At 34.9% G+C, this 19985-nt stretch carries 20 protein-coding genes; 17 read left to right on the top strand and 3 right to left on the bottom strand.

Annotation, left to right across the window (positions count from 1 at the left end; genetic code table 11):
* Positions 1 to 52 precede the first annotated feature (52 nt).
* The 5 genes from I583_RS10670 to I583_RS10655 all read left to right on the top strand — a co-directional run bounded on the left by I583_RS10670 (position 53) and on the right by I583_RS10655 (position 5295).
* Complete coding sequence (locus tag I583_RS10670; protein ID WP_010760465.1) at positions 53 to 772, top strand: YebC/PmpR family DNA-binding transcriptional regulator; 720 nt, start codon at positions 53 to 55, stop codon at positions 770 to 772.
* A gap of 454 nt (positions 773 to 1226) precedes the next feature.
* Positions 1227 to 3410 carry a hypothetical protein gene (locus I583_RS10665; RefSeq protein WP_010760466.1) on the top strand — a complete coding sequence of 728 codons (2184 nt, stop codon included), beginning with the start codon at positions 1227 to 1229 and terminating at the stop codon, positions 3408 to 3410.
* Between the two features lie 84 nt (positions 3411 to 3494).
* Positions 3495 to 3758, top strand: coding sequence for a WxL domain-containing protein (locus I583_RS17165; protein ID WP_010760467.1), 264 nt, complete (start codon positions 3495 to 3497; stop codon positions 3756 to 3758).
* A gap of 197 nt (positions 3759 to 3955) precedes the next feature.
* Positions 3956 to 4099: a WxL domain-containing protein gene (locus I583_RS17160; protein ID WP_244264871.1), complete on the top strand. Its 144-nt coding sequence runs from the start codon at positions 3956 to 3958 to the stop codon at positions 4097 to 4099.
* A 128-nt stretch (positions 4100 to 4227) separates the two neighbouring features.
* Positions 4228 to 5295, top strand: coding sequence for a WxLIP family cell surface protein (locus tag I583_RS10655; protein ID WP_010760468.1), 1068 nt, complete (start codon positions 4228 to 4230; stop codon positions 5293 to 5295).
* Between the two features lie 348 nt (positions 5296 to 5643).
* Here the strand turns inward: I583_RS10655 and I583_RS10650 are convergent, their stop codons facing one another.
* Positions 5644 to 6225 carry a YdcF family protein gene (locus I583_RS10650; RefSeq protein WP_010760469.1) on the bottom strand — a complete coding sequence of 194 codons (582 nt, stop codon included), beginning with the start codon at positions 6223 to 6225 and terminating at the stop codon, positions 5644 to 5646.
* Positions 6226 to 6383: 158 nt separating this feature from the next.
* Here I583_RS10650 and I583_RS10645 point away from each other — a divergent pair, with 158 nt between their 5' ends.
* The 7 genes from I583_RS10645 (at position 6384) to rpmG (ending at position 15139) form a co-directional block, all read left to right on the top strand.
* Positions 6384 to 7235, top strand: coding sequence for an aminoglycoside 6-adenylyltransferase (locus I583_RS10645; protein ID WP_010760470.1), 852 nt, complete (start codon positions 6384 to 6386; stop codon positions 7233 to 7235).
* A 496-nt stretch (positions 7236 to 7731) separates the two neighbouring features.
* Positions 7732 to 9204 (top strand): L,D-transpeptidase family protein, encoded by a 1473-nt coding sequence (locus I583_RS10640; protein ID WP_010760471.1) that lies wholly within the window; start codon positions 7732 to 7734, stop codon positions 9202 to 9204.
* 72 nt (positions 9205 to 9276) lie between these two features.
* Positions 9277 to 9870 carry a class I SAM-dependent methyltransferase gene (locus I583_RS10635; protein WP_010760472.1) on the top strand — a complete coding sequence of 198 codons (594 nt, stop codon included), beginning with the start codon at positions 9277 to 9279 and terminating at the stop codon, positions 9868 to 9870.
* Between the two features lie 65 nt (positions 9871 to 9935).
* Complete coding sequence (locus I583_RS10630; RefSeq protein WP_010760473.1) at positions 9936 to 10115, top strand: 2-hydroxymuconate tautomerase; 180 nt, start codon at positions 9936 to 9938, stop codon at positions 10113 to 10115.
* A 379-nt stretch (positions 10116 to 10494) separates the two neighbouring features.
* The gene (thrS, locus tag I583_RS10625; protein WP_010760474.1) at positions 10495 to 12435 is read left to right on the top strand and encodes a threonine--tRNA ligase; all 1941 of its coding nucleotides are present in this window, start codon (positions 10495 to 10497) and stop codon (positions 12433 to 12435) included.
* 305 nt (positions 12436 to 12740) lie between these two features.
* Positions 12741 to 14861, top strand: coding sequence for a penicillin-binding transpeptidase domain-containing protein (locus I583_RS10620; protein WP_010760475.1), 2121 nt, complete (start codon positions 12741 to 12743; stop codon positions 14859 to 14861).
* 128 nt (positions 14862 to 14989) lie between these two features.
* Positions 14990 to 15139: a 50S ribosomal protein L33 gene (rpmG, locus tag I583_RS10615; protein WP_002296119.1), complete on the top strand. Its 150-nt coding sequence runs from the start codon at positions 14990 to 14992 to the stop codon at positions 15137 to 15139.
* Positions 15140 to 15244: 105 nt separating this feature from the next.
* On the opposite strand, the gene I583_RS16985 is transcribed toward rpmG, so the two are convergent.
* Positions 15245 to 15520 (bottom strand): tyrosine-type recombinase/integrase, encoded by a 276-nt coding sequence (locus tag I583_RS16985; RefSeq protein WP_279625130.1) that lies wholly within the window; start codon positions 15518 to 15520, stop codon positions 15245 to 15247.
* Between the two features lie 162 nt (positions 15521 to 15682).
* On the opposite strand from I583_RS16985, the gene I583_RS10605 reads away from it, so the two are divergent.
* The 5 genes from I583_RS10605 (at position 15683) to I583_RS10585 (ending at position 19121) form a co-directional block, all read left to right on the top strand.
* The gene (locus I583_RS10605) at positions 15683 to 15865 is read left to right on the top strand and encodes a hypothetical protein (protein WP_010760477.1); all 183 of its coding nucleotides are present in this window, start codon (positions 15683 to 15685) and stop codon (positions 15863 to 15865) included.
* 104 nt (positions 15866 to 15969) lie between these two features.
* Positions 15970 to 16515 carry a hypothetical protein gene (locus tag I583_RS10600; protein WP_010760478.1) on the top strand — a complete coding sequence of 182 codons (546 nt, stop codon included), beginning with the start codon at positions 15970 to 15972 and terminating at the stop codon, positions 16513 to 16515.
* A complete protein-coding gene (locus I583_RS10595) occupies positions 16512 to 16856 on the top strand; it encodes an arsenic metallochaperone ArsD family protein (RefSeq protein ID WP_010760479.1) in 345 nt (114 codons plus the stop codon). Before I583_RS10600 ends, I583_RS10595 begins: the two co-directional genes overlap by 4 nt.
* A gap of 470 nt (positions 16857 to 17326) precedes the next feature.
* On the top strand, positions 17327 to 18250 hold the full coding sequence (locus I583_RS10590) for a hypothetical protein (protein ID WP_010760480.1): 924 nt from the start codon (positions 17327 to 17329) through the stop codon (positions 18248 to 18250).
* A 109-nt stretch (positions 18251 to 18359) separates the two neighbouring features.
* Positions 18360 to 19121, top strand: a complete 762-nt coding sequence (locus I583_RS10585) for an alpha/beta fold hydrolase (protein ID WP_010760481.1) — start codon at positions 18360 to 18362, stop codon at positions 19119 to 19121.
* 229 nt (positions 19122 to 19350) lie between these two features.
* Here the strand turns inward: I583_RS10585 and I583_RS10580 are convergent, their stop codons facing one another.
* The gene (locus I583_RS10580) at positions 19351 to 19890 is read right to left on the bottom strand and encodes a DUF924 family protein (RefSeq protein WP_010760483.1); all 540 of its coding nucleotides are present in this window, start codon (positions 19888 to 19890) and stop codon (positions 19351 to 19353) included.
* Between the last annotated feature and the right edge of the window lie 95 nt (positions 19891 to 19985).

Below are 19985 nucleotides of genomic sequence, written 5' to 3'. Positions count from 1 at the left end.
TGAGAAAGGCACTACAATCAAAAATAATAATGAATGAAAGCGAAGTGAGAATATGGGTCGTAAGTGGGCAAATATTAAAGAGAAAAAAGCTGCCAAAGACGCAAATAACAGCCGAGTTTATGCAAAATTCGGAATTGAGATTTACGTAGCAGCGAAATCGGGTGATCCTGACCCTCAAGCAAATCAGAAATTACGGTTTGTTATCGAGCGCGCAAAAACATATAATGTTCCAAAACATATCATTGATCGAGCAATCGAAAAAGCCAAAGGTTCTGGTGATGAACAATATTCTGAATTACGTTATGAAGGATTCGGTCCAAACGGTTCAATGGTCATCGTGGATGCATTGACAAATAATGTAAACCGTACAGCTTCGGATGTACGTGCGGCATTTGGTAAAAATGGCGGAAATATGGGGGTCAGCGGTGCTGTAGCTTATATGTTCGACCATACAGGTGTGATTGGATTTGCAGGGGATGACGCTGATGAAATTCTTGAATATCTGATGGAAAAAGACATTGATGTTCGTGATGTTACAGAAGAAGAAGGCCAAATCATTGTCTATACAGAGCCAGAAGACTTACATGCAGTGCAAGAAGTGCTAAAAGAAAAAGGAATCGAAGAATTTTCAGTAGCAGAATTAGAAATGATTGCACAAAATGACGTAGAATTAACTGGAGAAGATTTAGAGCAATTCGAACGAATGATTGATGTTTTAGAAGATCTTGATGATGTTCAAAAGGTTTATCATAACGTTGATTTAGGTGAGTAAGAAAGAGAGAATCCTTAGTTATTAAGGGTTCTTTTTTATTTCTGCATAAAAAAACCCTTCATACACACACTATATGAAGGGAAACACAATATGAAAAAACTAAGAACAATAATATAATAGCACTTTTGTTTTGAATTCTCAAATATTTCGATCTTTAACGAAATATTTGAGAATTTAACCTTGATAAGACAATAGAAAAATGGAAATGAAATGTTCGACAAATACTTGATTAAGGTTTTATATTTACCTCTCACTATTTTTAAACGAATTGCTATAAAACAGCAATCGCAAATATTTTACTTTATTTAGGTCGGAGTATAGAATCAATGTAACGAAATAAGTTTTTTTGTTCCTTTTTTTTACATAAAATAATTTTTAAATTATATTTTTTTATTATTTATAGTATTGAAAGCTGAATCTATTAAATAATCGCTAGTCAATGGGGGGCGCTAATGTGAAACGTAAATGGTTATTTCTATTTTTGGTAGGATTGATGCTTGGCATACTACCAATCGATGGATATCAAGTTTTTTCAGAAGAAGAAATTGATAATGGACAGTCCGAAATGACGAGGGACATCCAAGAACGTTTGGTTACAGTAGGGTCAGGTGCCCTTAGTGGAACATACGCTACTGGAAGTAATGGACAATCTGTTATCACAATGACATATACTTATACGCCTACGCTAGATTTATCATTAGGTGGACAACCTCTAATCATACTCCAGTTACCTGCTGAAATAGCGAATCAAATCAATGGCAGTACAGCAAAGCAACAGAGTTTTTTATCATTACTCACAGGAACTGTGACACTTCCAGCTGCACTAGTTGGAAGTAGATCGTATGATATTCATGATACTACGCGGGGGTTTTCTTTGGCGTATAGTAGTACTTATAATTCAGTATATGTAACATTTCCTACTAATGTTGTAAGTTTATTAGGTCTCAGTCGCTGGGCAGTTAGTTTTAGTTTTGACGTAGCAGCATTGTATCAAAATGGCATTACGATTCCCCCAGCAAGCAATGGCATAAACTATCCTATTAAAGGGGTATTTGGTTCATCAACGGATGGCTTGAACATTATAAATTTAGTTTTAGGAAATGTTTCGCAGTCAGGCGTCATTGCACTGCCTTCAATGTCGATAGGGACAGGTGTTCCAAACGTTACAGCCCCTATTTTAAATAGTCCACTCCTAAATTTACAATCGACTGTGAGTGGTAGTATCCAACAAACACAAAATAGTGCGTATACTTATACTGTTCAATTGACGATTACACGTTCTGATGGAACCTCTGCACCAATAATTATTAACAGTATACCAGTTGATGCGGCTGGAAAATTCAGCACAGTTTTAGCGTCAGCTTTACAATATGGTGATAGTATTTCAGCACTTATTATTGCGCAATCAAAGACAACAAGTAATTATATCCAAAGTCCATCTTCTGCTATTCAAGCTGTTAGTTGGCCAATCAAGCCAGTGACATCTATCATAGCAACAGCAGGTGCGACTCAGCTTTCGGGTACTGCAGTACAAACGAATGCAGGAACTTATCAAGTAGCACTGCAAATAAATACTGGAACTATTTACACTACACCATTGAATGCAAACGGTAGTTTTCAGTTTTCTAATTTACCGATGTTTACTGGTGGAGAAACTGTCAGTTTATCAGTTCAAGGATTAAGTAACCGAACTGGTTCAGTTTTAGTGACAAGCACAAATTACAATCAAACAATTCCCTATCTAACTCCAGCTATTGCAGTTGTACAGACAATTGAAAGACTAAATGCACAAGGAAATTGGGAAGCAGCTCCATCTGTTGTTACAGGGCAAACTATTCGTTATACATTAATCACAACGTTGACAAATCAGCCCGCAACTTGGAGTCAGCAGATGCTAAAAGCTTACGTTCCAAATGGAATAACGCAACTAAGTCCAGTAACATTGATTAGAACCTCAAATACGGGCGTACAAACACCAGTCTTAGGAACACAGCTTTTAACAGACTCTAATTTAAATATGCAGTATTGGTATTATCAAAATACTCTTCCTGTAAATAATTTTACGCAGCCGAATACCAGTTTTAAACTGCAGTATACAGGAGTTGTCGCTCAAAATATGACTGGACAATCGTTGCCTTTTTTCAGTATTGTTGGTGGATCCGACGGTGGTAACGTAGGATTTACGCCTAAAAATACTGCTAACTCGATATCAGTAGGGGACGGGACTTTACGCTTTGTTCAATCGCCACAACAAATTTCGTTTAAAAGCATTCCTGTGCCAACGAAAACAACAACTTATAGTCCAAGTATAGTGGATACTTCTTTGATTGTGGCAGACGGTCGAGTAGCCAAAAGTCAGTGGCACTTACTTGTCAGAGAAAACCAGCCGATGAAATCCACAACAACAAATAAAACAATCAATCAAGCGTTTATTTATCGGAAAAATGGACAAAATGCGCCAATAACGAGCATTGCTTCAGAAGCTTTTGCATATACTTCTCCTGATAATAACAATGTCGTTATCTCGTGGAATCAGCAAAATGGTGTGTTTTTAAATCTTACTCCTAGCGTAAATATCAATGTAAATGAATCATATACAGCACAACTGCAATGGATATTATCAGATGCTCCTTTATAATTTAGCTTTAACTTCTTACAAAAATAAGAAGTTAAAATAAAACATTGAAAGAAGGACGTAAACATAAAAGAGATCGTAGGTTCTTTGACACCAAATGCAGATATTAGTTTCTCACAAGATACAACCATAACACCGCCCATCAATCCAACGGATACTACTTCGCCTGTTACTCCTAATCCAAATGACCCTCATCAACCGGGAACAGTTGGACCATTGAGTTTGGATTATGTATCTAATTTTCATTTTGGTACGAAAGTGATTCAAACGACAGATGCTACTTATTATGCTCAGCTGGATCAAGTTGAAAATTCACTTTCTACGTTGATTAATGTTCCTAACTATGCTTAAGTAACAGACAAGTGTGGGTTAAACCTTGGATGGAAACTAACGGTTAAGCAAAATGGTCAATGTCAAACAGCGGATAGCACACAAGCTATGTTAACGAATGCTTAAATGAGTTTAGTAGCTGCAACACCAAACTCTACTGAATTGATCGCACTGGCACCGCTTCTTCTCCTGTAGCTACGGTAGCGCTTTCTACAGGTATGGGAACTTGGACACTTGCATTTGGATCAGGAGCTGGAGCGGCTCAAGGTGCTAAATTGACCGTGCCTAATGCAACAACAAAAGTTGCAAATAATCAATACAAGACTACACTTACTTGGACATTGAACGATAGTCCCTTGTAATAGATAAGTTACCTGATTTTGTGATTTACATTGCGTGATTATAAGGTTGATATGCTGAGAAGAACCTGTTTTTTATGAATAGTGTTCTTTTCAGTATAATTCTAAGGAGTCTTAAAGGAGTTTTGCCGATGAATAAAAAGTTATCTGAAATTTTGGTTACTATTATTTTTTCATTGCTATCATTGATTGTTGGGTCAGTCGGTCATGCTAGTGAAATCGATTTTAGTGTTAAAGCCATTTTACCGGACAACCAACGTAGTAAGGAAATTAGTTATTACGATTTAAGAGTAATGCCTGGTGAGACCCAAACGCTAAATGTGGAGCTAACAAATGATACAGCCGAAGATATTATCGTTTATGCTTCCGCTAATACAGCGATCACAAATGATAATGGTATTGTTGATTACTCTTATAGTGATGCAAAAAAGGATTCGTCAGCAGTTTTTACATTCAATGAAATCGCCTCGATTCCTAAAGAGATTGTTCTGCCAAAAAAATCTAATAAAATAGTTGAATGCGTCATAAATATTCCAAAAGCTTCTTTTGATGGATATGTCCTAGGGGGGCTTTATTTCGAGCAAAAAGAAAAAAAAGAAGCAAAGAGTGAGGGGGCTTTGGCGGTTGGTAATCGTTTTTCTTATGTTGTGGGTGTTTTACTAAGTGAGACAAATATGGAAGTTAGGCCGGAATTAGCGTTAAATGAAGTAAAAGTGACACAACTAAATGGTAATAATGCAGTTACTATGAATATTCAAAATAAAAAAGCTGCAATGATCAAAAAACTACAAGTGGATGCAAAACTTTACTATGAAGATGAAACAAAACCTCGCTATGAAAATCATCAAGAATCCTTAACGATGGCGCCGAATACAAATTTCAATTATAAAATCGATTTAAAGGAACAACCTTTTGTTGCGGGGAATTATATAGTTAAGGTTAAAGTGAATGATGGATATAAAGATTGGTCATGGGAAAGAAAGTTCGAAATAAAGGAAAAAGAAGCTAAAAAATATAATGCGACTGCTACCAACTTACCTCCAGATTACAAGAATCAGTTTTCTTTGACAGTTGTTGTTGGAATAGGAGCGGTGATCCTATCAGTGATTTTAGGAACCATTTTCTATTTTAATCAAAAAATAAAAAAAGAACAGGAAAAATATGAGGAACTAAAAAAGAACCTAGAGGCTAAGAAATAACGCGATAAGTCATATCTCAGCCTCTAGGAATCTAAAACAACGGTTGAAGCAGAAGCAACTACTACGCTTCGCTTCGGTCACATCAAATTCTAAGTGCTAAAATACTAAATTTTGAAGGCTTCGGAAATAAGCTGGAATTGTTGTAAAACACAGTGAATATAATGAACCGATAGTGCACAATACCTATTTGTTCCTCGGTGTTAAACACTTCTTTCCAACCTCTAGGTGAATAACATCTTTAGCTTTTTTCCCGGCTTTCTCAAAAGGATAGGAAAAGAACTGAAATATGCTGTTTCAGAGAGTCAAATAAACAATCTATGTTATTGAGACTTATACTTACCTGCAAAATCAATGGTCAAAAAGTAAACCATATCCTAAAGCAACAACTTCCCTCACATATGTTTTAAATCTAGCTGAAGATTTAGAAACTGCGGGGAGTCCACTTATTTCAGTAATTCCTAGCCGTTTTGCTAACAACTTTGAGCGGTACATATGAAAGTCACTTGTAACAATAACGGTATTTCCTAGGGTTTGTTTCTCTTGTGCATTTTGAATATTTTCTTTCGTACGTGTAGATGTATCTTCAGTCAAAATTTGCTTTTGTGAAATCCCATTAGCTCTTAGATATTCTGCCATTACATTAGCCTCGCTATCAGGTTCATCAGATCCTTTACCTCCGCAAACAATAGCTATGGCTGTTGGATGCTCTTTTAAATAAGGAATTGCTGCATCTAGTCTTTCTTTTAATACGGTACTTGGATAAGCATTGTCTTTTGAGGTGCCTTTTACTTGAGCACCTAAAATCAGTACAGTATCAGGTGTTGCTGTTGGTTGATCTTTTGTTCCGCTTAAAATCAGGAAAAGAACGAGACCTACGTAAATAATTCCTAAACCTATAATAATCAACATAATTCGTTTCACCCATTTCATAACACCACAACCTTTCTTATCAAGTGTAGTAGATAAACAAATTGAATAGTGATCGTGGCTTCTTTTTTAAAGTTTTTTTAACGTTTTTAAGAGAAAGTATAACATAGTAGTCTAATTTATCTTATACTCTATCTAAGAGAAAAAATTAGAGGTGCAGCATGAGAACAGAAGAAGAGATGTTCCAAGTGATTTTAGATACAGCAAAAAATGATCCTAGAGTATTGGCCGTGGGGATGAATGGTTCACGGACCAATAAAAAAGTGCCAAAAGATTTGTTTCAGGATTATGATATTGTTTATATAGTGGAGTCAGTACAATCATTTATCAATGACCCATCATGGATCGATAGATTTGGTCCTCGTTTGATTATGCAGACACCAGAAGAGATGGTTTTGTTTCCACCAACAGGAAACGGAAGATTTACTTATTTAATGTTATTTGAAGATGGCAATCGAATCGATCTGACACTTTGTCCAAAGGAGCAGGCAAATACTTGGAATGAAGGGGATTGTTTAGCTGATATTTTATTAGATAAAGAACAATTACTACCTAAATTAATAGAATCGACCGATCAAGATTATTGGATCAAACGTCCTAGCCAAGCAGAATTTTCAGATTGTTGTAATGAATTTTGGTGGGTCAGTACGTATGTTGTTAAAGGCTTATGCCGTAATGAAATGTTTTATGCCGTAGATCATTTAAATGAAAACTGTCGGAAAGAACTTTTACGTTTACTTTCTTGGCAAGTTGCAGCAGATCAGGGGTATCATTTCAGTGTTGGGAAAAATTACAAATATTTGCCTGATTATTTGGCGGATAAACAATATAAAGAGCTCTTAAAAACGATGGATGTATCTAGTATTCCATTAGCGTGGTCTGCGTTGCTTTCATTACAAAAGCAGTTTGATTATTATGCTAGGATAGTTTCACAAAAGAATCACTTTGTCTATGAACAAAGAACGGCTGAAAAAGTCATGAAGTATACGATGGATTCTAAGATAGGTCATTAAATGAATTCCATCTTTTTGACAAAACGAGTGAGCTTTGGACGTGATTTTAAAATTTATTGTAAATAAATTAGAATTTTGTCAAAGATATTGTCAAATAGTCTTTTTTCCTCTCCATGATGTGTGGTAGAATGATAAGTGCACTGTATCAAACTTTGATGGTCATTGTTTCCTGTTTATCAGAAAAGTTTAAAATTTAAGTATTTATACATAAAAAATATGAATTTTTTCTCATATGTAGGCAGATTTATTGAAGATTGAGGGAAATTTAACTAAACTAGCTTTAAAATAAACGTTCTAAGTAAGAACTAATAGAAAAATTTTAAAACAATCAGATGGAATCCGTATAAACGGTGGGAGTAAATTACGGTAGCTTCTAAGAGTTGAAGGTCTTCAGAAATAAAGGTTTCCGAATCAACCTTTTAATTCTATTTCTAAAACAGGGAAAAGCATTAAATCAAAGTAAGCATATAAATCATAAAAAAAGGAAGATAGCTCAATGGAAAACGAAGAATCAGTTAGCCGCTCAGAAAAAAATACAAGGGCACCTCAACATAAAAATCACTCAAATAATAAAAAGAAAAAATGGTTAGTCCCAGTAGTCGGCGTGCTGATTTGTTTAGCATTAGTGTTTACTGGTGGACTTGTCTATTTTCAATCACATTTCTTTATCACAGCTAAGGCAAATGGTGTTGATATCAGTTTATTAAATGCGAAAGACGCGAAAAAGAAACTGGCAGAACTGAATAAAGCTGAATCTGTTGTGATCAAAGTGAATGATAAAGAAGAAAAAATTGAATTACCTGAAAAATATGAAATCACAGAAGAGTATTTAAAACAAAATATTGGAGATCGTTCAATCGAATTACCAATCAATGAAGACTACAAAACAGAATTGAAAAATAAATTAAATGCATTGACTTTTGAAGAGGGGACGCCAAGTCAAGATGCTCGAATCGAAAAAGTTGATGGTAATTATCAGATTGTACCGGAACAAACTGGAACAACAGTTGACAAGGAAGCTTTAATGAATCAAGTACTAAAAGATGTTGACGCTAATAAAGGCAACTATGTATATGATGTAAAACAGTTTTATCAAAAACCTGCGATCACCAAAGACGACAAAGGGCTGCAAGAAAAACTAACCGTGTTGTCGAAAAAAGAAAATAAAGCAATCACACTTGATATCAATGGTGAGAAATTAGCCCTTACTAAAGAAGAAATACAATCCTTTATTGATGAAAGTGGAAATGTTGATCCCAATAAAGTCTATGCTTGGGTAGAACAAACAAATCAAAAATATGGTTCAATTTTTAAACCAATCATCTTCAAAAATGTTCATGGTGTAACAACAAAGTATAAAAATAATGGCAGTTACGGTTGGGATATCAACATGCCTCAAACAAGAGACTTACTTGTTCAAGCAATCAATAGTGATAAAGATACTGAAACAATCACAGTACCGATCGATGGCGATGTAAACCAATCCTCAACAGTTGATAAAGATTATGTAGAAATCGACTTAAACGACCAAAAAATGTACTTCTTTAAAGGCGGCGTAAAAGTCGTTGAAACAGATGTAATAACTGGCCGTTACAATAAAGGTACAGCAACTGTTCCTGGTTTCCACACGATTTTGTACAAAGATACAGATACAAAATTAGAAGGCGAAATGCTTGATGGCTCAAAATATAGTGTACCAGTAAAATATTGGATGCCATTGAAGAGTTTCGGCGGTGTGGTGACACAAATCGGAATTCATGATGCTGATTATAAAGCAGAATATTTCGGAAACAAAGAAGCGTATAAAACAAACTTTGGTAGTAATGGTTGTATTAATACACCTGGAGCAGCTGCTGCTCAAATCTTCAATGGTTCTTATGCAGGAATGCCAGTAATCGTTTATGGACATATCTATGACGATGCACCTGGAGAATTCGATAAACCAGTTGATTATGGTGAACCAGCTTAAAAATAATAAAAAAGAAGTCCGAATGGGCTTCTTTTTTATTAGAGAAGAGTATTCAAAGAGAGGAAGTAAACTATGACTGTTTTTGATCAGATCGCGCAACATTACGATTCTCTTAAACAATTAGAGTTAGCAGATGTTATCACAAAAGAAATCAAAACAAAACTAGAAGATACTACGGGCAAAATCGCACTTGATTATGGCTGTGGTACGGGACTGATTGGCTTACAAATCGCAGATGCTTTTGAGAAAATTTTATTTGTAGATTCATCTAAAGCAATGATTCATGTCGTCGATCAAAAAATCGAGCAAATGAATCAAACAAATGCTAAAACGATAGTAGGTAGTTTTTCAAATGGAAACACCATGAATTTAAAAGCAGATTTGATAGTTGTTTCTCTAGTTTTTTTGCATGTTCCTGATCCACACGATTTGCTGAAATCATTATATCAAGCACTGAATGCAGAGGGACAATTAGTTGTTGTTGATTTTGATAAAAATGAAAAAATCAATCATGAAAAAGTACATAATGGCTTTTCTCAGATTGAACTTAGAAAACAGGTAGAAAAAGCTGGGTTTAAATCAGTCTCTAGTAGAACGTTTTATCATGGTCAAAACATATTTATGAATCAAGATGCTTCAATATTTAGTTTGGATGCGAAAAAATAAATAGATTGTTAAAGAACGTGGTATCATTAAATTATAAATTAGAAAAAGTAAACGGAGGAGAAATTATGCCATTTATTCATGTTGAATTAATTGAAGGACGAAGCGAAGAGCAACTAACGAACATGGTAAAAGAAATCACGGAAGTGGTATCCAGAAATACAGGAGCACCTCAAGAGAATATTCATGTTATTGTAAACGAGATGAAAAAAGACCGTTATGCACAAGGTGGCCAATGGAAAAAATAATCATTTTTAAGAAATACTTGCTTTTTATTTGAAGAAGTGTTTAAATTAACACATAAATGATTGATGAGAAAGACAACTGAACTTGTAAGCAGTCTTTTAGAGAGGGAAATCTTGGCTGAAAATTTTCCAGACCCGCGCAAGGAATGACCACTTTTTCCAACCTTTGTTGAAGCAGAGGCGGTCGTACCGTTAGCACGCTTGAGGAACATGGCTGTTTGCTGTGTTTAAAAATAGGTGGAACCACGAACTTTTCGTCCTAGTATCTGATTTAATTCGGATACTAGGACTTTTTGCATTTTTTGTAAAATACAAAAGTTGACTAAAATAAAGTGAATAAACAATCTTTTTCAATCATAATCTACTAAAGGAGGAAACAAAAATGTCAATCAAGATTACTTTTCCAGATGGTGCAGTCAAAGAATTTGAGACTGGTTCGTCAACGTTAGACATCGCTAAAAGTATTAGTAACAGTTTAGCTAAAAAAGCATTAGCAGGGAAATTCAATGGTACATTAATAGATTTAGATCGTCCAATCGAGGAGGATGGAAAAATCGAAATCGTAACACCAGATCATGAGGATGCTCTACAAATTTTACGTCATTCATCTGCTCACTTAATGGCGAATGCATTACGTCGTTTATTCCCAAAAATCAAATTCGGTGTAGGTCCAGCTATTGATTCTGGTTTTTACTACGATACTGATAATGGTGAAAATCCGATAACAGCAGAAGATTTACCAGCAATTGAAGCTGAAATGATGAAAATCGTCAAAGAAAACAATCCAATTGTCCGTAAAGTTGTTTCTAAGAATGAAGCATTAGACTTATTTGCAGATGATCCTTACAAAGTTGAATTGATTTCAGAACTTCCAGAAGATGAAGTTATCACAGTTTATGATCAAGGTGACTTTGTTGATTTATGTCGTGGTGTCCATGTGCCATCTACTGGCCGCATCCAAGTATTCCAGTTATTATCAGTAGCGGGCGCTTATTGGAGAGGAAATTCGAACAATCAAATGATGCAACGTATTTACGGAACTGCGTTCTTCGACAAAAAAGATTTAAAAGAATTTATCAAAATGCGTGAAGAAGCCAAAGAACGTGATCACCGTAAACTAGGGAAAGAGCTTGACTTATTTATGCTTAATCCAGATGTTGGTTCTGGTTTACCATTTTGGTTGCCAAAAGGCGCAACAATCCGCCGCACTATTGAACGTTATATCACAGATAAAGAAATTAGCTTAGGTTATCAACATGTGTATACACCTATCATGGCGAATGTTGAGTTTTATAAGCGATCTGGTCACTGGGATCACTATCATGAAGATATGTTCCCACCAATGGATATGGGGGATGGCGAAATGTTAGTTCTTCGTCCAATGAACTGTCCACATCACATGATGGTTTATAAAAATGATATCCACAGCTACCGTGAACTGCCGATTAGAATTGCAGAACTTGGTATGATGCACCGTTATGAAAAATCTGGAGCATTGTCCGGATTACAACGTGTACGTGAAATGACATTGAATGATGGGCATACTTTTGTTCGTCCAGATCAAATCAAAGAAGAATTCTTACGTACATTGAAATTAATGGTAGAAGTTTACGCTGATTTTGATGTGACAGATTATCGTTTCCGTTTAAGCTTAAGAGATCCTAATAACAAAGAAAAATATTTTGATGATGATGCAATGTGGGAAAGATCTCAAACAATGATCAAAGAAGCCGCTGATGAAGCCGGAATTGATTATTTTGAAGCAGAAGGTGAAGCAGCCTTTTATGGTCCTAAGCTTGATGTTCAAGTGAAAACGGCATTAGGGATGGAAGAAACACTCTCTACAATTCAAATCGATGCCCTTTTACCAGAACGTTTTGATTTGACTTATGTAGGAGAAGATGGCGAAAATACACATCGTCCGTTGGTTATCCACAGAGGGATCGTTTCGACTATGGAACGTTTTGTGGCTTACTTGACTGAAGTGTACAAAGGCGCTTTCCCAACTTGGTTGGCACCGATTCAAGCAACCATTATCCCTGTATCCGTTGAGGCACATTCAGATTATGCTTATGAAGTAAAAAAACGTCTGCAAGAACAAGGCTTACGTATCGAAGTAGATGATCGTAATGAGAAAATGGGCTATAAGATCCGCGCATCTCAAACACAAAAAATTCCATATCAAATCGTTGTTGGCGATAAAGAAATGGATGATGCAACAGTTAATATCCGCCGTTACGGCAGTAAAGAAACAGAAGTTATCGATTTAAATATCTTTGTAGATAGTATGGTCGCTGATGTAGCGAATTATAGTAGAAGATAATGAGAGAAAGAGTATGGGGAGAAGTGTTTAACCCCCAGAACTAAGTAGGTACTGTTCTACACAAGTTCGTACCTCGTGGTGTTTTACAACAATTTTTAGCTTATTTCCGAAAGGCTTGTTTCTGTTTCAACCGTTTATTCGGATTCCAAGTGATTGGGTTGTAACTCGTAGAGTTATGTCCCAATCACTTTTAATTTATTAAAAATTAAATATTTTCTTAGTAAGAGGATTCCCTCTATTTTTTTTTGTATTTTTTCGTTACAATAGAGAAGCGAGACTTTTCTCATATGGAGGATTAATGATAAATGAAAAAAATGAGCTTTTTAGATAAATTAAAAAAAGATAATGAAGAACCAATGACGCAAAAGAGTAAAAAATCACATATACCGTTCCGCTTGAACTTATTGTTTTTTGTGATTTTTGGTTTGTTTGTGGCATTGATTGTTCGCTTGGGCTACTTGCAGATTGCGGAAGGACAGCAATTTTCTGAAAAAGCGGATGCCAATTCTACGTTGAAAATCAAAAGCAGCGCACCAAGAGGACAAATTTATGACGCTTCTGGGAATGTATTAGTCGGAAATAAATCAAATCTGGCAATCACATATACACGAGGTAAGAAAGTTAAGACTGAAGAACTATTGGCCGTTGCAAATAAAGTAAATGATCTGATTGATGTTCCGGCAGATGAATTAACTGAACGAGACAAAAAAGATTTTTGGTTAGCCAATCCTGACAACCTAAAAGTTGCTCAAGATCGTTTAACAGATCAAGATAAGCAAGATGAAAAAGGAAATAAAATCACTGATCAGGGTACTTTATACGTATTAACAGTAGATAAAGTAACCCCCGAGGAAATAAATTTTGATGAGCATACGATGAAAGCGGCGACGATATTTAAACGGATGAATGCTGTGTCTGAGCTGAATACTGCTTTTATCAAAAATGAAGGTGTAACGCAAGACGAAATCGCCATAATTGGTGAGCACACCTCAGAAATCGCTGGTGTTTCTACAGGGATGGATTGGGATCGTGATTATCCGCAAGATATGGCTTTAAAAAGCATCTTAGGGAAAGTTTCTTCAGAAAAAGCTGGATTACCTGCAGAAGAAGCAGATGAGTATTTAGCTAAAGGATACGAAAGAAATGACCGTGTAGGAACAAGCTATTTGGAAAAACAATACGAAGATGTTCTTCAAGGGAAAAAAGCTGAATCAGAAGTAACGTTAGATAGTAACGGAAAAATCGTTACACAAAAGCCTTTATCTGAAGGGGAAAAAGGGGATAATTTAAAATTAACCATCGATTTAGGCTTTCAAACAAAAATTGAAGAAGTTGTTCGGTCGCAGTATCAACAATTATTAGGCACAGGAAACGCTAATTATTCAGATGGTGCTTATGTAGTGGTTATGAATCCTAAAACGGGTGCTGTCATGGCTATGGTCGCTTTAGATCGAGATCTAGCAACCAATGAATTAACATCCAATCCTTTAGCAACCATTAATAAAGCGTTTGAACCTGGTTCTGTCGTTAAGGGAGCCACGATTTCAGCAGGATACGAACAAGGTGTGATCACTGGGAACGATGTTCTGATAGATGAACCATTGCAAATATATGGAAGTGAACAGAAATCTTCTGTTTTCAATAGGATTCCAGGAAATCAAATACAGCTTAACGCAGAACAAGCATTGGAGTACTCATCGAATGCGTATATGATGAAACTGGTATTAAAAATGATGAAAACAGACTATCAATATAATATGAAACTCCCTTATCAAACTGGAGATCGTACTTTATTTGATGTTTTACGCAAAACATTTGGTGAGTATGGGATGGGTGTTTCGACTGGGATCGATTTACCAGGAGAATCTACAGGGATTTCGAATACTGCATTTGATGATCCTAAATTAGCGCCAATGCCGGGTCATTTACTTGATTTGTCTTTCGGTCAATATGATACGTATACAGCAATGCAACTAGCTCAATATGCTTCAACTGTTGCAAATGGCGGCACTCGATTTGCTCCGCATCTGGTTCAGGGAATTTACAATAATAATCCAGATGGTGCAATCGGTGATCTAAAAAAAGAAATTGCACCAAAAGAATTAAACAAAGTTGATATTACACCAGCTCAAATGAATATCATTCAGCAAGGATTTTATGATGTTGTTCATGGTTCAGGTGCATTTACTACAGGACAATATATGCAAGGGGCAAAATTAGACATGGCTGCGAAAACGGGTACTGCTGAGACAAATGTAGGGGAGCATGCTACATACAACAGTAATGTGGTTGCATATGCACCGTACAATGACCCTGAGATTGCTGTCAGCGTGATTTTACCTCATTTAACAAGTGAAAGTACCAGACCAAATCAATTGATGGCTAAAGCCATTGTAGATGCGTATGCAGATTATAAACAACAATAAAAATTTGTAAAGTAGTTTTCCTTTACAAATTTCGTCAAAAGGGTAGAAATTCTTGAATAAACATGATATGATATTTGAGGCTAAGAAATATCTTAGGAATACGAAATTAGATATAGGAGGGAAAACACATGCGCGTAAACATTACTTTAGAATGTACTTCTTGTAAAGAACGTAACTACCTAACAAGCAAAAATAAACGTAACAATCCTGATCGTTTGGAAAAACAAAAATATTGTCCACGTGAAAGAAAAGTTACTTTACACCGTGAAACAAAATAAGAATTTTAATAATGAGCTAGAATCCTTGTTGCATAAGGATTCTAGCTTCTTTTTATTTAGTTTGCTGAAATTTGAATCCTAAATTGAATACGTTTAAGAAAAAAACTAGAATGATATGTGATTGGTAAGTTTTTTTACAGTTTCTTTTTCTACTTCTTTTGTGATGTGTGTGTAAATATCTAATGTCATGGATATTTCAGAATGTCCCAATCTTTCTTGTATTTCTTTAGCAGTTACTTTGGCTTCAAATAATAAGGTAGCATGAGTATGACGAAATCCGTGACAACCTATATTAGGTAAATTGGCTTTTTCAGCTAACCTTTTTGAACGCTGGTATATATCGGTACGATAAATCATTTTTCCGTTAATGTCAGTAAAAATGAAATTTGTTTATGTTACGCCGTTTGCTAGGAGTAGTTCACGCTGTTTTAAGCGCCATTTTTTTAAGGTAAAAATGGTTTTTTCGTCTATTGTGATAGTACGATTTGATTTTTCAGTTTTAGTGGTAGAGATGTAATAAATTTTTAAAATAAGGAGAATGTAATGAAACTAGAACAACTAAGAAATTTGTTATCGTCATTAGATGATGATATTGAAGTGCGTGTATCTGTTCAGGAATATAAAGTGGATGCAATGAGGGATTTTAGATATGAAGATGGACGTTCTCAAAGTTTAGAAGGTATAAACATAAAAGGTGATATGTTAATTTTAAAGGGTGATAAATAAAATGATCTAAAAATAAAAATAATATATTTATTTGTATTGAAATATTTACATTTAATGAGTTTTAAATTATAATATGATTAACAAAATATTAGGAGGCGAATTATATGAAAAAATATGTTCTTTTCGTTGCATTGAGTTTAGGGTTGTTATTTGTGGGTTCTACTGTGGTGAATGCTGATGAGGTTGCGCCGTTGTCGTCTGTACAGTCTGTTGATTTGAATTCTTTATCAGATGAAGCTATCGAACATTTTGAGTCGGAGGGTTTTAGTGAAAATGATGAATATTATACGGAAACGATCATTCAAACTCCGCCGAAATCGAACGGTGTTCAAGCTCGGGCAGTGAACGTTATAACTTTAACTGCTGGTACAAAGAAAGTTGATAATACAACGGGGTATACGTCGTATATAATTACTGCCACACAAGCACCATTTACAAAGATTAACATGAAGCTTAATGTTGGATCAGTGAAATCTTTTACTTCAAATGTTACTCCATATAAGGGAACTTATGGTTATTCTGGTGGGATTTATTCTTTCTATTCAGGAAAAAGAGGGTATCAGGGGTATAGATTGCAAGCACAATATACTACTACATGGGGTTCTGGTTCAACGTCTTGTTCTGCTGGTGGGATGACAATAGGAAAATGATAAAATTAGAATGTTTTATTCTAAGTGAAAATTTTAGTAGTAATATTGATTTTGAAATTTTTGAAAGCATAAATAACAATGTCTTTAAAGAAAACTATTTTTTAATAAAAGGTGAAAGTTTAGAAACACATATTATTTTCCTTGATGAAGATAAGAAATCGTTAGTGAATAATAGAAAAGTTCAGAAGTATTATGATGAAAATGATGTGAGTGTTTTTCCTTTAGTGCTTTTAAACGATGAAATAATTAGCCGAGGAAGGTTTTTGAGTTCTGGTGAGTTGGCGGATATTTTAGATATTGGTTTATCAACACAGCAGAATCCCGAACTTGAGAATGAATAATATGTAGTATTCAGAACTAGTGAAACATTTATTTGTTTTCGCTAGTTTTTTTGTAAAAATGTAACTTGCCCGTGGTAATTGAGTTTTTTGTTGAATCCGATTTTGAATACGGAAATATTTTTTATAGTGCTTTTTAATGGTTCAAAAATACCATATAATGGAAGAAACTTTTCTATTTGGTGCTTTATGTTGCGTGGTGGTTCGCTAAACACAGAACACCGTGAAACAAAATAAGGTTTTAACTCGAAACTCTGAGCCCAGTTCATACATGGATTCAGAGTTTTTTTGTTACTTTTATAGTAAAATCAATCCGGAATATAAAAAAAACTTTTCTTTTTAACTTGTATTCTTTATACTTTATAAAAGATAACTGATTTATTTAATAGCTAATAGTTAAGAATAATTTAAAAATCTCTAAATGACGTGTGCAATATGTCATTTATGTTATGAAGTTGTTAGAGGAGTTTTTTATGAAAAAAATGGTGTTGGTTGTTAACTTGTTGTTTTTATTTTTACCTACGAGTTGCTATGGAGAAGATATTGGGGAGTCTTCTACTGAATCAAGTTATGATGCTTCAAATGAATTGTCGCGTCACTATGCTCGAAAACAAGTTTTAAATGGTAAAACAACAAGTATTAAAAAGGAAAAAGAAGAGGTTTATTTGGAGTTTCCCTTCAAAAATAGGCCCTATGTAAGTTTTGCAAGTTTTGTATTGAATGGTCCAACGAATGAGTATGGTGGGTTTATCGCAACGATTTTTTATCGAGATAAGATCAAGATCAAAGATATGTACTATGAAAACGATCCAGTCCAAACAGATAAAATAGGGATTTATTCAACCGACTTATGCTTTACTTCTGAAGATGGTGTTATTTATCATTACAAAAATGTTCCATATCTAGTTAGTAGTGATAAGCCAACAACCTTCTTTTCAGAAATCAATTTTAATAAAGAAAATAAAACGATATCTGGTGAAATTAAAATGCCTGCATCAAAAAATACTTATCAAATCGAACTTTTTTATACAGATAATAAGGAGTACCACTATCAGGAAACTTCGGCGGATAAAAATGGCTTATTTAGTATTGATTTAAATCGAGAAGGTATCCAAGGAGAAATGTATCTTAGGGCAAGTGATGGCTTAGGAAATTATGCAGATGCAAGTGATATTGAAAAACTAGGAAGTACACGTTATCCTGTTAAACCGGATGATCTGAAGGCAATTGAAGAAAGTTATCAGGTCAACAAAAATGAAAACGATCTTCCTAAATTAGTTGTAGTTATTTTTAGTCGAATGTTAGGTATCATCGTGATACTGCTAACATTATTACGATTAAGAGTCCTTTTAAAGAGACGAAAAAGAAGAAGAGTTTTGAAAAGAAATAGACAATAACGTGTTTTGTTTTTTTATTCTATTTAATAGCTAAGGCTAAAACAGCAGTGAATTTTTGTTTAGGGTGTATACTTAAACAAAGAATAATTGTCTTTTAGGAGTGAGCAACATGAAAATTAGTATTAGACATCGATATATAAAGAAAATTCCAGTTTTGGAAGTTGTTCCAGAAAAACATAAAAATAGCACGTTACCCTTAGTTATTTATTATCATGGCTGGCAATCGGCGAAGGAATTATCACTGACTCAGGCTAGGAAATTAGCGAAAAAAGGAATACGTGTGATTTTACCTGATGCAATGAATCATGGGGAACGAAAAACAGGCCCGATATCGCCGATACCTTCAGTGACATTTTGGTCGAGTATTCAATATAATATTATTGAGTTTACACAGTTGGTGCGTCACTTTGAGAAACAAGAGTTGATTGATTCAGGAAAAATCGGTGTTGGCGGTGTTTCAATGGGAGGTATCACGACATGCGCTTTACTAACCCAACATCCAGAAATCAAAACAGCAGCGTGCATGATGGGAACACCAGCCCCACAGCGCTATATTGAACGAGTGATGGAACGATCAGCGGAAATGGACTTTTTTGTGCCACGTGATTTACCTTTATTACTTAGCTGGGTAGCTAAGTATGATCTTTCAGAAGCGCCAGAAAAGTTAGCGCAGCGTCCGGTTTTATTTTGGCATGGAACAAAAGATCCTAAAATTCCTTATGAAGATATGGCGGAATTTTATCAAATGATCGAAGGTGAGTCTTATGCTGAGAATAGTCAGTTCATTACAGGCGAAGGTGAAGGGCACTTAGTCAAAGGTGAAATGATGGATGTTGTGGCAGCATTTTTTGAAAAAGAATTGTTTAGATGATGTTATCAAAAAAAAGCTCAGATAAAACGAATGATATTTTTAGAGTGAATTATTCTGTTCTTGGTTATTTAAATGATGGAGGATGTCAAATAAATAACTTCAAAATTAAATGTTTGGATTTGGATAAATTTGATTAAAATGTGAAAAATATCTATAATCTGTTTTTTCGGATTTGGAGCCTGAAACAAAACTGTTTTTAGTTTTGTTTCAGGCTCACTTTTTATTTTTATTAAAATGAAGAGCCTGGTTCTTTTAAAAAGGTGATTTCTTCTTCTGTTGAACATCTACCCAATAGTGTATTGCGATGTGGATAACGGCCAAAACGAACTAAAATATCACGGTGTTTGTTTTCAAACTCAAGATTGTGCTCCATGCCTTTTTCAGCAAAGCGTTTTAATGCTTCTTCGTGAATAATTAAAGATTCAGAATGCATTAACGGCATAAATAGAAAGGATCGTTGCTGAGATGTCAATTGGTCCAAGTCGTCTGTAGCGATCGCTTCTTGTGTTAAAACCAAAGCCATGCCATCATAGGCAAAAGATTCTGGATCACCTCTAAATAAATTTCGAGAAAATTGATCTAATACAATAATTTCAGCCAATCGTCCTTCAATGGTTTTACGCCAAATAGATTTTTCTCCTTGAGCTACTTGGGTATGGATCATTGAAAATCTTTCCTTGATAAGATCATCAAAAGCCAAGTCCTTTTTAAACCACTGGCTAGGTTCACATTCCTCAAACCAGAATGCAAGTATTTCTTGATAGTCCATAATGTGCCCTCCATTTTTTAGTAAGCTACTATAGCCTTATTCTATCATAAGAACGGGTATACAAGCTAAGTAGGGCATTTTATTTTCCAATATAT

This window comes from Enterococcus haemoperoxidus ATCC BAA-382 (genome assembly GCF_000407165.1).
In the GTDB taxonomy this organism is placed as follows: Bacteria; Bacillota; Bacilli; order Lactobacillales; family Enterococcaceae; genus Enterococcus_L; species Enterococcus_L haemoperoxidus.
Note: the sequence above shows the minus strand (reverse complement) of the source record. Positions and strands in the feature narration are given on the sequence as shown.